Origin of the sequence: Bacillus cereus group sp. BfR-BA-01523 (assembly GCF_022662615.1) — a bacterium.
Lineage (GTDB): Bacteria > Bacillota > Bacilli > Bacillales > Bacillaceae_G > Bacillus_A > Bacillus_A mycoides.
The window spans coordinates 65,510-80,276 of the sequence record NZ_JAKUDX010000015.1 but is presented as its reverse complement, the minus strand read 5'-3'; the positions used below and the strand labels follow the sequence as shown (position 1 = coordinate 80,276).

The following is a 14,767-nucleotide window of genomic DNA, read 5'->3' as shown; positions in this document are numbered from 1 at the left end:
CTGCCACCAGAACCATTGCCGCCAGAACCACTGCCGCCAGAACCACTGCCACCAGAACCATTGCCGCCAGAACCACTGCCACCAGAACCGTTGCCACCAGAACCACTATCGTCCTGAGAACCATTGTTTCCTGGAGGTTTATTATTATCTTTTGAATTACCTTCTGCTAAAGTATCGTTATTTTGTACAATAGCGTTTGTTATTGGATGGAAGTTTTCAGTTGCAGCATTACCAATATTTAAGCCGCTAAAAAAGGATAAAGAAAGTGTTGATGCTAAAATGAAGATTTTTGTCATTGTTTTCCTCCTGAAGAAAAAATTATTGTTCCATCTAAAATACACCCCTTTGTAATATTTCATAGGAAAAAGAGTTTTATGCAAAAAAAACTATATATAGAAAAAGGTGGTGTATTTCTAAAGGGAGAAAAGAGTTAATGTAAATTCCTTGTAAATAGTAGAGTGATGGAGAATTTACACTCATAACAGTAGAGGAAGTGGCAACGGATGAAAGAATATATTGCATTTGATATTGGTGGTACGCAAATTAAATATGGAATTGTTTCAGAAATAGGGGTAGTACTAATACATAAAAAGGTCCCAACAGAAATTCACTTGGGCGGGGAACAAATTGTTCAAAAACTTATATGTTTATCAAAAAAGTTAATGACTGAACATACTATTTCCGGAATTGGTATTAGTACAGCGGGAATTGTTGATATTGATAAAGGAGTTATAACGGGAGGTGTGGATCATATTCCGCGTTATGCTAATATTTCTATTGTTGAGAGATTACAAGAAGTATTAAAAGTTCCTGTATCTATTGAAAATGATGTTAATTGTGCAGCCTTAGGCGAGAAATGGAAAGGTACAGGGAGGGGAGAAAGCGATTTTATTATGCTTACGCTTGGAACGGGCATTGGTGGAGCAATTGTTATAAATGGAGAGTTATACCGTGGACATTCGTTTGGCGCTGGGGAATGGGGGAACATGTTAATAGAAGGGAAAACTTTTGAGGAGGTTGCCTCAATTTCGGGATTAATTCATCTCGTACGAAGATATAAAGGTAAAAAGGAGTGGGATGGTAAAACAATTTTCGAATTATATGATAAGGGTGATAGCGGTGTTACTCAAGCCGTGAAGATTTTCTTTAAACATTTGGCGATTGGTATTAGCAATCTTGCTTATATTTTTAATCCGAAAATGATTATTATTGGTGGGGGAATTACTGAAAGAGGAGATGATTTCTTACATGAAGTGAAGGAAGAGATAGGAACATACTTAAATCAAGAGATTTATAGTAATTGTGAGATTAAACTTGCGCAAAGCGGTAATTGTGCAGGAATGATTGGCTCTATTTACCACTTATTACATCAGTATAAATAAATATAGTATCTGTTTTCATATAATTGAGAATTTATCCTTTTTCTCATTAGATAAATAATGCTACAATATAAGAGAAGAATACAATGTTTTCCGAGTTGGAAAATGCTTTGTAGAAAGGAAGAAACTTCATGCCTATTATTTTAGAAAAAGGACAAAAGATTGATTTAACGAAAGGACAACCGAGAGTAGCGAAACTACAGGTTGGCTTAGGCTGGGATCCAATTGGGCAATCAGGTGGGTTTCTGTCTTCTTTATTTGGAAGTAAACCAAGTGTAGATTGTGATGCATCTGTCGTTATGTTAGAAGGGAATCGTTTTTTAAACAAAAATGATCTAGTTTACTTCGGCAACAAACTTTCTACTTGTGGTAGTATTATTCATTCAGGAGATAATTTAACAGGTGAAGGCGCTGGTGACGACGAAACAATTTTCGTAGAATTACATAAAGTTCCGAGCCGTATTAATCGTTTAGTATTCGTTGTAAATATTTATGACTGTGTAAATCGTCGTCAAGACTTTGGGATGATTCGCAATGCATATATTCGTATTCAAAACCCACAAACAGGTGAAGAATTAGCGCGTTATAACTTGTCAGATAATTATGCTGGCAAAATGACTTTAATTGCAGGTGAAATGTACCGAGACGGAAACGAATGGAAGTTTTCAGCAGTGGGAGAAGGAACACAAGATAAAAACTTAAGTGAGATTGTATCACGTTACCAATAAAATAAACCAAGGAGGAATAGTATAATATGGCATCTATTTCATTGAAAAAAGGACAAAAGGTAGACTTAACAAAAACAAATCCAGGTCTTTCGAAAGTTCTTGTAGGACTTGGTTGGGATACGAATCGTTATGACGGACAAAATGATTTCGATTTAGATGTTAGTATCTTCTTAGTAGGTGCTAACGGTAAAGTTTCAGGTGCAGAGGATTTCGTCTTCTATAATAATCCAAAAGGTGCGAATGGTGCTGTAGAGCATTTAGGAGATAACCGTACAGGTGAAGGTGAAGGCGACGATGAAACAATTAAAATAGACTTAAAAAATGTTCCTGCTAACATTGAGCGTATTTGTTTCACAATTACAATTTATGATGGAGAAGGCCGCAGCCAAAACTTCGGACAAGTTTCTAATTCTTTCGTACGTATTATGGATGAAGAAAAGAATGCAGAATTAATTCGTTACGATTTAGGAGAAGATTTCTCTATTGAAACAGCTGTAGTAGTGAGCGAATTATACCGTCACGCAGGTGAATGGAAATTCAATGCAATCGGAAGTGGATTCCAAGGTGGATTAGGTTCTCTATGTAATAACTTTGGTTTAGATGTAGAGTAATAGATTTATATATCCATCAGTGAAATGCGTAATTACTGATGGATATATTTTTAAAAATTAAAATATAGAGGTGAATATATATGGTTATTCAATTGCAAAAAGGACAGAAAATTGATTTAGCTAAAACAAGCCCAGGTTTATCAAGAGCAGTAATTGGTCTTGGATGGGATATTAAATCTTATGATGGTGGATCTGATTTCGATTTAGATGCATCTGCCTTTTTATTAGATGCGAACGGGAAATGTACGAAGGAAACTGATTTTATTTTCTATAATAATTTACAGTCTCCTTGTGAATCAGTTTTACATACAGGAGATAACCGTACAGGTGCAGGTGAAGGTGATGATGAGCAACTTGTTGTCGATTTGAAAAAGGTTCCAGCAGATGTTCATAAAATTGCTATTACAGTTACAATTTATGATGGTGAAGGCCGTAATCAAAACTTTGGACAGGTTGCAAATGCATTCGTTCGTTTAGCAAATGAAGAAACAAACGAAGAAGTTCTTCGTTTTGATTTAGGGGAAGATTTCTCCATTGAAACAGCAGTTGTCTTTTGTGAATTATATCGTCATAATGGACAGTGGAAGTTTAGTGCAGTAGGAAGCGGATTCCAAGGTGGATTAGGTGCGCTTGTAAAAGCGTATGGCTTGGATGCATAAGAAGGGAAACGACATTCGTTTCCTTTTTTTGACCTTTCTATAAATCTAGCAAAGAATAGGGGATAAAGGTAAGATGAGTATTTTGCAAGGAATCCTTGATACGTATGCTCAGTTTTTCGACTTGGACATGTGGATTAAAGTGTTACAAGATCCAGTATCTTGGGGGTTAATAGGTACACTTGTTGTACTTGAAGGGTTATTATCTGCTGACAATGCACTTGTGCTAGCGGTAATGGTAAAACATCTTCCAGAAGAAAAACGAAAAAAAGCATTATTCTATGGACTGATTGGAGCTTATGTATTCCGTTTTATTGCAATTGGAATTGGAATGTTCTTAATTAAATTAGCATGGGTAAAAGTGTTAGGTGCACTTTACTTAGCTTGGCTTTCAGTTAAATACTTCATTGATAAAAGAAAAGGTAATGCAGAAGAAGAGGAAGCTCATGGTATGAACCAAAACAGTATTCTCTTCAGAATGTTTGGTGTCTTCTGGGGAACAGTTGCGATGGTTGAATTAATGGATATCGCGTTCTCTGTAGATAGCGTACTTGCTGCATTTGGTGTATCAAATCAAGTTTGGATTCTATTATTAGGTGGAATGCTTGGTATTTTAATGATGCGCGGTATCGCTGGCGTATTCTTAAAATTGTTAGAGCGTATTCCAGAACTTGAAACGACAGCATATATTTTAATCTTAATTATTGCAGCAAAAATGTTACTGTCTGTTATTCATATTGAAGTAAGCCATACGCTATTCTTTATTATTTTAGTTGTAGCATTTGGAGCAACGTTTATACTTCACTACATGAAGAATTCTGGACAAGCTAAAGAAGAAGTTGCAGCTACTAAAAATAATCATAAATAATTGAAATGGGTTTGCTCGTTATGCGAGCGCCCATTTTTTATAACTAAAAATAGTTTATAATAGAAGAGAGACTTTATAAAAAAAGTAAATGTTTTTGGAGGTGAACTGTTGTGTTTTCACGTTTTACACTTCAACCATGTGCATTAAAAGACGAATCAGATTTAAAGCAATTTGAAGCGCTTTTAGAAAAACGCCCAAAATATGAACTGACAGAGAATGAGATGAAGTTTAGTTATATAGCAACTCGTATTCTTGGTGTTCCTAATGATGTAGATGAATATTTCAATGAGCTATTTGATTATAGCGAAGTGAAAGGGATCGTGGTTTTGCATGAACAAAATTTAAATAAGGTGATTGATCCCGAAAAACTGCGCCATATTCAAGAGGTTTTTACATTACATCAAGAAGCACCGAATGGCCTTACAGTAAATAGGCTTGTCGCCCATCTGTCTGGAAAACAACTATTACCGCAAGTAGACAATCCTGATTTACAGCATTATATACATACGACGTTTATTTCTGTATTGAAATTGTATGAGAAACAACATAATCAATCTTTAAAAACAGAAGGATTCCGGCGTTTCTTAATCGATATGATTAAATTAAGTGAAAATTACGTAGCGAAGTGGTTCTCTACGATTAATTATAAGAAACAAATGCCACGTATCGTTTGGTACGGTGATGCGACGGAGAGTCGTATATATTTCTTATACTTTCTTATTATGCTCGGCTGTGATGTGCTTTATTATCACCCAGAAGGAAAAGATGGATTTGAGAGTGTAGATGAGGAAGGAAAGACATTTGTCGTATCTCATTCAGGCCGTATTTCATTGGAACCATTTCCTGATCGGCGTCGTGAACGCGTCGCAACGGTAGCTTATCAAGCTTCAAAAGAAATCGAGCAAGTACTTCACCACGATAATTCATTATTATACAAACCGTGGCAATTCCGTTCGTATACACCTGTAGCCCGTACGCTCAAAACGACGTACGATGAACTCTTTTTAATTACGAAAGAAAAGGCATTTGTACGCCCAACATTCTTTGTTGAAAATAAGCATATTTATATTCCTTCTTTATTTGCAAAAATATCAGGTGTTTCAAAGAATGATAAAGAATATTTTCAGCGACTAAAGGCTGTTACATCATTTGATAACAGTTTATTAATTAATACATTCCCGTTTACGAAAGAACAAAAAGCGAATTTCCAATATCATTATCGAGATGCATTGGACCGCGGGGGGAAGTTACATCCGGATTTAATTATGAACAGCCATTGGTGGCCGCATAAGCGTTTACCAGAAGGATTACAACATGGTATTGCAGAAGCAATGATCCATACGTGTGAAAGTGAAATGTGTAAACCAATTGCGAAAGAGACGAAACAAGATGTAGCGCTGTATGTTTTCGCACAACTCTCTCAAATACCACCGAACATTTTAGAGCAGCTTGAGAAATTTGATTATTCGCAAGAAGTACCGAAAATTGTTATATTTAATAATGAGAAGAGCGGAGAATTAAGTCGTTCTGATGCTGTGTTATTACTATTTTTAAATCAAATTGGAGTAGATGTATTCCACTTTAATCCAACGGGGAGAAACGATATTGAACCGTATATTGAATCAGGAGCATTTGATTCACATTGGCTTGAAGAAGTTAATTTCGATCTTGAATTTCATGGTTCATCAGCCTATAAAAATTTATCACAAACAATAAAAGGACTATTTCGTCCATTTTTATAAGGAAAGGGAGAATACCATATGAATAACCCAGTCGTACTAGATTCGAAAACAGAATTGAATGAGCAAACCGCACAAGATGTTCGCTTGCAACTTAGACAAGATGCAGAAGTGCAACGTATTTATAACGCAGTAGACATTAAAGATCAATTAGAATTAATTGAACTCGGAAAAGAACCTTCTATGGAAATTTCACGTTTCGCTGATCAAATTTTACATACAATGTCTTTATCGAAAGTAGAAGACTCTGGTGAATTATTAAAGCAGCTTGGTAAAATTATGGACAGATTTGATAGTAAAGACTTTGCGGAAGAGAAAAGTGGTTTCTTCTCACGTATGTTCAAAAAAGCAGATAAAATGATTGAACAAATCTTTAGTAAGTATCAGACGATGGGTCGCGAAATGGATAAAGTATACGTAGAAATTACGAAGTATCAAGATGAAATGAAAAAATCAATTGGTACGTTAGATGGTTTATATGAGCAAAACTTAAAGTATTATTTAGACTTAGAAAAATACGTAGTAGCAGGGGAAATGTTATTAGAGCGTTTAAATACAGAGTTAGTTCCGATGTACGAAGAGCGCATACGTAATAATGATCAGTTAGCGGGTATTGAATTAGAATCGCTTAAAAACTCTGTTGAAATTTTAGAACAGCGTATTGATGATTTAGAAAAAGCACGTATGGTTGCTCTATTAACAGCACCACAAATTCGTATGATTCAACGCGGTAACAATAAATTAATCGGTAAAATCAATACGGCATTTATTACAACGATTCCTATCTTTAAAAATGGTATCATTCAAGCGGTAAATGCGAAACGTCAAAAGCTTGTTGCGGACTCTATGGCTGAACTTGATCGCCGTACAAATGAATTACTTAAGAAAAATGCACAAAATATCGCAACTCAAAGTGTGGAAGTAGCGAGATTATCAGGTTCTTCTAGTATTAAGATGGAAACACTTGAGGAAACTTGGAACATTATTTCAAGAGGTATGCAAGAAACACAACAAATTGAAGAGCAAAATAAACGTGAGCGTGAAGAAAGTCGCAAGCGTATGGCTACATTAACAGAGAATATCAAAAAAGAATTACAAGGATAAAGTGAAACTTTAATCAGCGGGAGATGTTCATCTCCCGCCTAACTTCTTTGCTCCAGCCGAATTTTGAGGTGGGAGTCTTACTGCACGGCAAATAGCGGGATAAACAAAAAGGCAATGAGGAATATTCCTCATTGCCTTTTATTTTCTCTTAAATAATTTAATGATTTCATTCACAACAAGCGGAATGATACTTAACAAGAGAACAAATCCCCAATCTCGCATTGTTAATGCATGCACACCAAATATATTGGCAAGAGGTGGGATGGAGATAATACACACTTGCATAAGAACACCGATTAGAAGTGAGAAGACTAAATATTTATTTGTAAATATCCCAATTGAAAAAATTGATTTCGTTCTTGAACGTAAGTTAAATGAATGAACGAGTTGAGAGAAACTAAGAACGACAAATGCCATCGTTTGAGCGTGTAATAGCGCGTCTTCATCAATTTGCTCTGGGAAGAGAGGAAATAAATTTGTATCTCCTGTATAGAGCTTTGCCCCAACGATAAAAGCTGTTAAAGTAAGAAGTCCAATTACAACCCCATTGAAAATAAGAAAAGGAACGCTGCCGCTAAATAAGCTTTCTTTCGCATGTCGTGGTTTCTCCTTCATCACATCTGGATCTTCAGGATCAACACCGAGTGATAATGCAGGCAGTGTATCTGTAATTAAATTTACCCACAAAATGTGAATAGGGCGTAGTGGTGTTGCCCAGCCGAGTAAAATAGCTAAAAAGAGAGCTATAATTTCGCCGAAGTTACAAGAAAGTAGGAAGAGAATAGACTTTTTAATATTACGATAAATATTTCTTCCTTCTTCAACAGCTTTCACAATAGATGAGAAGTTATCATCTGTTAAAACTACATCTGCTGCGCCTTTTGCGACATCTGTTCCTGTAATTCCCATTGCTACTCCAACATCTGCTTGTTTTAAAGATGGAGCATCATTTACACCGTCACCAGTCATGGAAACGATATTTCCTTTAGCACGTAATGCTTTTATAATCTTCACTTTATGTTCTGGAGAGACCCTAGCGAATACATTTAAGTGATTAATTTTACTTGCTAGTTCTGTATCTGGAATGTTATCTAATTCAGTTCCAATCATGATTTCAGATATTTCTTCAGCAATGCCAAGTTCTTTGGCAATTGCAAAGGCGGTATCCTTATGATCACCCGTAATCATAACTGTGCGAATACCAGCCTTTTTACATTCTGTAATTGAATCTTTTACTTCTGTACGTGGTGGATCAATCATACCAACAAGACCGATAAAGATGAGATTTTCTTCGAGATGATTTATATCCATATCGTTTAAGTCGTATCGTTTATATGCGAATGAAAGTACTCTTAATGCTTTTTGCGACATTGACCCGGCAGCTTCTAATATTTGATTTTTATCAGAATCTTTTAGGACCTCAAGTTTATTATTTATAAAGATATGGGTACAGTGAGGTAAAAGTTTATCAATAGCACCTTTCGTCATGCTATAGTAGCCTTCATCGTACGTATGTACAGTTGACATCATTTTACGATCAGAATCGAAAGGCAATTCGTTAACACGTTCATGTTTATTTTCTAAATGATCTTTTTGAATGTTAAAAGAGCTTCCGGCAACAAGAAGGGCAATTTCTGTAGGATCCCCTGTTTGTGAGTCGGCACCGTAAGAGGCATCGTTGCATAAAACCATATTTTCTAATAATAGACGGTGTGCATCATTATTTACATTCAAATTTTCTAGCTGGTCGTATGTGCGATCACTATAAAAGTGAGTAACGGTCATTTTATTTTGAGTTAATGTACCTGTTTTATCTGAACAAATAATTGTGACAGAACCGAGAGCTTCAACAGCTGGTAGTTTACGAATGATAACGTTTTGTTTAATCATACGCTGAACACCAATTGCAAGAACGATGGAAACGATAGCTGGTAAGCCTTCTGGAATGGCTGCAACAGCTAAACTAATTGCGGTCATAAACATTTCTAACGTATCCCGGCCCTGTAAAAAACCGATGAGAAACATAGTAGTGCAAATAGCTACAGCGACAAATCCTAAATACTTTCCTACTTGTGCTAAGCTTTTTTGAAGTGGTGTCATATCATCGTCTGCTTCATGTAAAAGGGTAGCGATCTTGCCAATTTGTGAGTTCATCCCAGTTTCAACAGCAACACCGACGCCACGTCCGTATGTTACTAACGTCGACATAAAGGCCATGTTTTTTTGATCACCTAATGGTACTTGCTCATCATTTTGCATGGAAGGGTGGTAGACTGCATCTTTATCGACAGGGACAGATTCACCAGTTAGAGCAGATTCTTCAATTTTTAAATTCGCAGTTTCGATAAGTCGTAAATCGCAGGGGATATACCGCCCAGCATCAAGCATAACGATATCACCTGGAACGACGTGCTCAGATGGGATCTCTTTTAGTTCACCATCTCGCTTTACGATAGCTTTAGGTGTTGCCATCTTTTTCAATGCTTCTAAAGCCTGTTCCGCTTTCGATTCTTGGATTACACCGATAACAGCATTTAAAACTACAACGAGCGCGATAATACTTGCATCGGCCCATTCACCTACAAAGGCGGAAATAAGGGAAGCGATAATAAGGACATACACGAGGACGTCATTAATTTGGGCGAAAACGCGCTGCCATAAAGTACGTTTTTGTTTGGTAGCTAATTCATTAGAACCATATTGCTTTAAACGTTCATTTACGATTTTATCTGTTAAACCGTGTTGTTCATTTGTTTCTAGGTCGATTAATGTTTGATTTTTCGTCTTACTGTACCAATTGCTCATAAGTAAGCACCTCCAGTAAAAACAGTTAGCAATGGTAGTGTGGCAATTTTTTGAGAGTAGTATGTATGGAGAAAAAATCTAAGGTGAGGTTCTACTTTCATTGTACAGTAATTTAGAATGTGAGGAGGAAAAGAGAAGAGTTGTCATGAATTTGTTGAAATTAAAAGAGCCTCGAATACGTGAGGCTCTTTGTCATTTTTTAATTAATGTACCTAATTCCTCAGTAATAGCTTGCATTTCACTAATACTGAATGTTTCACGTTTCATAACGTGCTCATAAATGTCACGTAAGTCCTCGTACATTTCTTCGTTAAAACTAGCAGCTCTCATTGCTCCAGCATTAACCATGCGTAATTTTTCTTTAATAGCTTCTACCATATATTCAACGTTTGCTTCTGATTTTACGGATAAATCCACCGAAGTGTCCCCCTTTAAAATAACATAAGGTTATCTTAACATTTTTTTATCATTTTCGTTAATGAAACTTTTCAATCCTATTAAATTAGTAGGGATTTCCTTTATAATTAATAATTGGTTGTTTATACTATATAAGTATATAGTAAGAAATGCACCAAGAAGGGAAGAAACAAAATATGGTCCGAGTATTGTTTGTTTGTCTTGGGAACATTTGTCGTTCTCCAATGGCAGAAGCAATTTTTCGGGATCTTGTCGTAAAAGAGGGACTCGAAGAGAAAATTGTCATTGATTCTGCAGGAACTGGAGATTGGCATATTGGTCATCCACCACATAAAGGAACAAAAAAAATTTTAAAAGAAAATGAAGTCTCTTTTGAAGGAATTAAAGCACGGCAAGTAGAAAAAGAAGACTTAACAAAGTTTGATTATATTATTGCCATGGACAACAAGAATATAGCGGATTTAAAAAGTTTTGGTAAAACTGAAGGCTATATTGGTAGACTGTCCGATTTTGTTCCAGACGGTGGCTGGACAGACGTTCCTGACCCTTACTTTACAGGGAACTTCCAAGAAGTGTATGACCTTGTAACAGAAGGGTGTGCAAAGCTAGTAGCTTTCATTCGAAATGAACAAGGAATATGAGGAAGCTTAGAAAGTAATACTTTCTAATATAAGAAATGAAAGGGTGAAGGAATATGGCAAAGAAAAATAATATTGCTCGAAACATTGCGATTGGTGTAGCTGCAGGTGTAGCTGTATCTATGTTAAAGAAAGAAAACCGTGAAAAAGTAAAAAACACGGCAGAAAAAGCAAAAACAAAGATGATTGAAATTGGTGAAAATTCGAAGATAAAAGAAAAAGTGCAAACTGTTACAGATAAAGGACGCGAACTTGCTGATTTCAATGTAGTAAAAGCGAAAGTAGCAGAAATCAAAAAATTGACGCCGTCTGTTGTAGAAACGTTAAAAGAGACGAAAGAAATTTTTAGTAAGAGAAAAGTTGTGCCAGTAGAAAAGCCGGAAACGATTGAAATTCAAGCTGTATCTCCAAAGGTAGATGAGCTTAAAGCAGAAGAAGAGCCAGTAGTAGCTGAAGATGGTGGTATGAAAGAAGCGCGTGAATTATTTATGAAGGACTCAAATGCAGAGGAAAAAAAAACTGAAGCATACATTGAGCTAAAGCAAAATAAAGAAGAGAAGAAAAGCGTCTAAAAAATATGAGGAAATTTCTAGAAAAAGCAAAAAGAAATCGCACCTTTTCGTTTGGGAAAGATTTATATGACCGGACGATGCGCGATGATGTAGCGGGCTTAGCAGCACAGCTCGCTTATTTCTTCTTGCTTGCGATTTTCCCTGGGCTTGTTTTCTTAATTACGCTTCTTGGCTTTATTGACCTTCAAACAGAAAGTGTGCTCAATTTATTAGAACCGTACGTACCAGAAGATGCGATGAACTTAATTGAAGTAAACGTAGATAAAGTTGTAAACGAACAAAATGGTGGTTTATTATCATTCGGTTTACTATCGATGTTATGGTTTGCTTCAAACGGGGTGAATGCGGTTATGAACGCTTTTAACCGCGCTTATGATGTAACAGAAACCCGTTCCTTTATTAAAACAAGAGCTTTATCTATCGTGTTCACGTTAGCGATAATTTTTATGATTGTGTTTGCACTAATCGTCCCAGTATTTGGACAAGTGATTGGGGCAGCCGTGTTTAAAGCAATTGGTTTATCGGATAGTTTTTCTTATGTTTGGAGTATTACGCGTTTAGTAGCAAGTTTCTTTGTCTTAATCGCTTTGTTTAGCTTTTTATATACATTTGCGCCTGATCGGAAATTAAAGCGAAGAGAAGTCATATCGGGAGCAATATTTGCTACTGTAGGATGGATTGTGGTATCGTACTCATTTGCCTATTATGTAGATAAATTTGCAAATTACGCTAATACATATGGTGGTCTCGGTGGTATCATTATTTTAATGTTATGGTTTTACTTAACTGCGTGGGTAATTTTACTTGGCGGTGAAATTAATGGTTTACTCCATCATTATAGAACGGGTGACAATAATTCCCGTAATGAAAAATGAGCTCTTGTTCCATAATAAAAGGGAACAGGGGGGATATTTCATGAGTAATAATAAAAAGAACCACAATAATAAAAGTAATAATAAACAAAAGAGCAGTTCGCATCCAAAGCATAAAACGAGCAGTAGTGCGAACGGTCACAATAGCTACCATTAAAAAAAACGGGTCCTTTATCAGGGACCCGTTACTTATTTCCTTTTAATAATCGTAAGCCATTCAAGATTACAAGAATGGTACTTCCTTCATGTCCAATAACACCGAATGGAAGAGCTAAAAACTGCAAGAAATTAGAACAAATCAGCATTGCAATGACAGCTAAAGAGAAGATAACGTTTTGCTTCACAATACGGTTCATTCGTTTTGATAAACGGATTGCTTGAGAGAGACGAGATAATTCGTTTTTCATAAGAACAACGTCTGCAGTCTCTAATGCTACGTCTGTTCCTTCACCCATTGCAACACCAATACTAGAAGTAGCGAGTGCAGGTGCATCGTTTATACCATCTCCAACCATGGCGACTATGCCGTACTTTTCTTTTAACTGCTTTATCGTTTCAACTTTTGTTTCCGGTAAACATGATGCGTAATATTCTTTTATATTACTTTCATTGGCAATTGCTTTTGCTGTTTCTTCATTATCACCAGTAATCATGATTGCTTCGACACCAATGCTTTGCAAATCACGAATAGCCGCTATCGTTTCTTGGCGAAGGGTATCTTTTAAAGCGATCAGTCCAAGAATACCATCCTCATCACTAATATAAACGACAGTTTTCCCCTCTTTTTCAAGTGAAGCAGAAATGCCATTATGAAATGTCTTTGTTTCTTCTCCAATAAAATCAGCTTTACCAATTTTATAAGATTTGTTTTCTAATATTCCTTTTAATCCAAAACCAGTTACATCTTCAACGTTTTCTGGTTTTTTTATCGTAATGTCGTAAGCATGTTTTGCATATTTAACAATCGCTTCTGCTAAAGGATGTGTAGAGTGACTTTCAATCGCTGCTGTAATAGAAAGTACTTCACTTTCTGCTATGCCTTCTCGAACATATACATCTGTTACAGTAGGTTTTCCTTGTGTTAATGTTCCTGTTTTATCAAAGGCAATCGCCTTTACTGAAGCTAGACGTTCTAAATGAATACCACCTTTAAAGAGAATACCGTTTCTCGCTCCGTTTGAAATTGCTGATAAAGTTGCCGGTGTAATGGCTGCAACTAGCGCACAAGGAGAAGCGACTACAAGTAAGATCATCGCGCGATAAAACGTTTCATTCCAACTCCAATCAAGTAAGAAATGAGGAACAAACATCATAAGCGCAACAACAAGTAGTACACCTTTTACGTATGTTCCTTCAAATTTTTCGATGAATAGTTGTGATGGGGATTTTTCGCTTTGTGCACTTTGAACGAGACGAATAATCTTTTGGAATAATGTTTGATCGCTCGGCTTCGTAATTTTAACTTCAATAGCACCACGTAAATTTACAGTGCCGGCAAATACTTCATCGCCGAATTTTTTCTCATTCGGAATGGGTTCTCCTGTAATAGCAGCTTCATCAATATTTGTTTCACCAGTATGAATTGTGCCATCAGCAGGAACACGCTCACCTGGCTTAATTAAAATAATATCGTTAATTTGTAATTGCTCAACTGGAACACGTTCCGGAGTTCCGTTTGAAATACGTAATGCTTCTTCAGGTTGTAGATCAAGAAGCGCTGAAATTTCTTTTTGGCTTTTACTTAATGTATAAGATTCCATTGCTCCGCTTAATGCAAAGATGAAGATTAAAATAGCACCCTCTGCCCAGTAACCGATAACTGCGGCGCCGATAGCTGCAAAAATCATGAGCATTTCAACATTTAGCTCTTTCTCTTCAATTGTGTCTTCAATACCTTCTTTTGCTTTTGCAAATCCTCCAACTACATAAGCAAGGATATATAAAGTAATACCTGCACTTATTGCATCATTTTTTGTGAATAACCAACCAGCTAAAATAAAAATACCAGATGCGATTGCAAATATAAGTTCATAATGTTTCTTTAATGTATCCCATAAAGAGGGATGAGAAATATCTTTTTGTGCTTGTAATGTTTTTACTTCTGCGTTCATTAATACTCGCTCCTTCCGAATTCTTATTGAGAAAAAGAATCAAAATCGAAACCCCTATAAAACGACGAAAGCTGCCATCCATAATGGATAGCAGCATTTCTGTTGAATCTGGTTTTAATAGTTATTATATTGTAATTATTCTATAGTATAGCATATGTTTTTCTTAGATGATATGTTTTTGTTTTAGTATAAAGTGAAACTTTAATTGGTGGGGGTTTTGTTCATCCCACGCTGATCATTAGCCCTCGTCAATCGGGCTTTTACGGG

General features: G+C 36.1%; 13 protein-coding genes and 1 pseudogene. 10 read left to right on the top strand and 4 right to left on the bottom strand.

The features are described from left to right. Positions 1 to 296 (bottom strand): annotated as a pseudogene (locus tag MR066_RS24115) (cell wall anchor protein); the annotation flags it as partial. A gap of 207 nt (positions 297 to 503) precedes the next feature. On the opposite strand from MR066_RS24115, the gene MR066_RS24110 reads away from it, so the two are divergent. The 7 genes from MR066_RS24110 to MR066_RS24080 all read left to right on the top strand — a co-directional run bounded on the left by MR066_RS24110 (position 504) and on the right by MR066_RS24080 (position 7,085). Then, positions 504 to 1,382 carry an ROK family protein gene (locus tag MR066_RS24110; RefSeq protein WP_061676176.1) on the top strand — a complete coding sequence of 293 codons (879 nt, stop codon included), beginning with the start codon at positions 504 to 506 and terminating at the stop codon, positions 1,380 to 1,382. A gap of 128 nt (positions 1,383 to 1,510) precedes the next feature. Next, positions 1,511 to 2,107, top strand: a complete 597-nt coding sequence (locus MR066_RS24105; RefSeq protein ID WP_242248746.1) for a TerD family protein — start codon at positions 1,511 to 1,513, stop codon at positions 2,105 to 2,107. A 26-nt stretch (positions 2,108 to 2,133) separates the two neighbouring features. Beyond that, the gene (locus MR066_RS24100; protein WP_002010225.1) at positions 2,134 to 2,718 is read left to right on the top strand and encodes a TerD family protein; all 585 of its coding nucleotides are present in this window, start codon (positions 2,134 to 2,136) and stop codon (positions 2,716 to 2,718) included. Between the two features lie 80 nt (positions 2,719 to 2,798). Continuing rightward, a complete protein-coding gene (locus tag MR066_RS24095; RefSeq protein ID WP_016103444.1) occupies positions 2,799 to 3,377 on the top strand; it encodes a TerD family protein in 579 nt (192 codons plus the stop codon). Between the two features lie 73 nt (positions 3,378 to 3,450). Beyond that, positions 3,451 to 4,242: a TerC family protein gene (locus MR066_RS24090; protein ID WP_000025698.1), complete on the top strand. Its 792-nt coding sequence runs from the start codon at positions 3,451 to 3,453 to the stop codon at positions 4,240 to 4,242. Positions 4,243 to 4,352: 110 nt separating this feature from the next. Next, positions 4,353 to 5,984 (top strand): YceG family protein, encoded by a 1,632-nt coding sequence (locus tag MR066_RS24085; protein WP_242248745.1) that lies wholly within the window; start codon positions 4,353 to 4,355, stop codon positions 5,982 to 5,984. 18 nt (positions 5,985 to 6,002) lie between these two features. Next, complete coding sequence (locus MR066_RS24080) at positions 6,003 to 7,085, top strand: toxic anion resistance protein (RefSeq protein ID WP_002029585.1); 1,083 nt, start codon at positions 6,003 to 6,005, stop codon at positions 7,083 to 7,085. A 138-nt stretch (positions 7,086 to 7,223) separates the two neighbouring features. Here the strand turns inward: MR066_RS24080 and MR066_RS24075 are convergent, their stop codons facing one another. Next, positions 7,224 to 9,890, bottom strand: coding sequence for a cation-translocating P-type ATPase (locus MR066_RS24075; protein WP_242248743.1), 2,667 nt, complete (start codon positions 9,888 to 9,890; stop codon positions 7,224 to 7,226). A 192-nt stretch (positions 9,891 to 10,082) separates the two neighbouring features. After that, entirely contained in the window at positions 10,083 to 10,307 is a 225-nt protein-coding gene (locus MR066_RS24070; RefSeq protein WP_002010236.1) for a DUF1128 domain-containing protein, read from the bottom strand. Positions 10,308 to 10,483: 176 nt separating this feature from the next. On the opposite strand from MR066_RS24070, the gene MR066_RS24065 reads away from it, so the two are divergent. Genes MR066_RS24065 through MR066_RS24055 form a run of 3 tightly spaced genes read left to right on the top strand, consistent with a single transcriptional unit; the run spans position 10,484 to position 12,392 of the window. Next, entirely contained in the window at positions 10,484 to 10,948 is a 465-nt protein-coding gene (locus MR066_RS24065; protein WP_002140258.1) for a low molecular weight protein-tyrosine-phosphatase, read from the top strand. Between the two features lie 53 nt (positions 10,949 to 11,001). Next, positions 11,002 to 11,517 carry a DUF4075 domain-containing protein gene (locus tag MR066_RS24060; RefSeq protein ID WP_002191833.1) on the top strand — a complete coding sequence of 172 codons (516 nt, stop codon included), beginning with the start codon at positions 11,002 to 11,004 and terminating at the stop codon, positions 11,515 to 11,517. Between the two features lie 5 nt (positions 11,518 to 11,522). After that, entirely contained in the window at positions 11,523 to 12,392 is an 870-nt protein-coding gene (locus MR066_RS24055; RefSeq protein WP_002063656.1) for a YihY/virulence factor BrkB family protein, read from the top strand. Between the two features lie 182 nt (positions 12,393 to 12,574). Here MR066_RS24055 and MR066_RS24050 read toward each other — a convergent pair whose 3' ends face one another. Beyond that, on the bottom strand, positions 12,575 to 14,500 hold the full coding sequence (locus MR066_RS24050) for a heavy metal translocating P-type ATPase (RefSeq protein WP_002166999.1): 1,926 nt from the start codon (positions 14,498 to 14,500) through the stop codon (positions 12,575 to 12,577). Between the last annotated feature and the right edge of the window lie 267 nt (positions 14,501 to 14,767).

Excerpts from the sequence above, each read along its gene's own strand:
- MR066_RS24110 (WP_061676176.1), top strand. The coding sequence starts at position 504 with ATGAAAGAATATATTGCATTTGATATTGGTGGTACGCAAATTAAATAT.
- MR066_RS24105 (WP_242248746.1), top strand. The coding sequence starts at position 1,511 with ATGCCTATTATTTTAGAAAAAGGACAAAAGATTGATTTAACGAAAGGA.
- MR066_RS24100 (WP_002010225.1), top strand. The coding sequence starts at position 2,134 with ATGGCATCTATTTCATTGAAAAAAGGACAAAAGGTAGACTTAACAAAA.
- MR066_RS24095 (WP_016103444.1), top strand. The coding sequence starts at position 2,799 with ATGGTTATTCAATTGCAAAAAGGACAGAAAATTGATTTAGCTAAAACA.
- MR066_RS24090 (WP_000025698.1), top strand. The coding sequence starts at position 3,451 with ATGAGTATTTTGCAAGGAATCCTTGATACGTATGCTCAGTTTTTCGAC.
- MR066_RS24080 (WP_002029585.1), top strand. The coding sequence starts at position 6,003 with ATGAATAACCCAGTCGTACTAGATTCGAAAACAGAATTGAATGAGCAA.
- MR066_RS24075 (WP_242248743.1), bottom strand. The coding sequence starts at position 9,890 with ATGAGCAATTGGTACAGTAAGACGAAAAATCAAACATTAATCGACCTA.
- MR066_RS24065 (WP_002140258.1), top strand. The coding sequence starts at position 10,484 with ATGGTCCGAGTATTGTTTGTTTGTCTTGGGAACATTTGTCGTTCTCCA.
- MR066_RS24060 (WP_002191833.1), top strand. The coding sequence starts at position 11,002 with ATGGCAAAGAAAAATAATATTGCTCGAAACATTGCGATTGGTGTAGCT.
- MR066_RS24055 (WP_002063656.1), top strand. The coding sequence starts at position 11,523 with ATGAGGAAATTTCTAGAAAAAGCAAAAAGAAATCGCACCTTTTCGTTT.
- MR066_RS24050 (WP_002166999.1), bottom strand. The coding sequence starts at position 14,500 with ATGAACGCAGAAGTAAAAACATTACAAGCACAAAAAGATATTTCTCAT.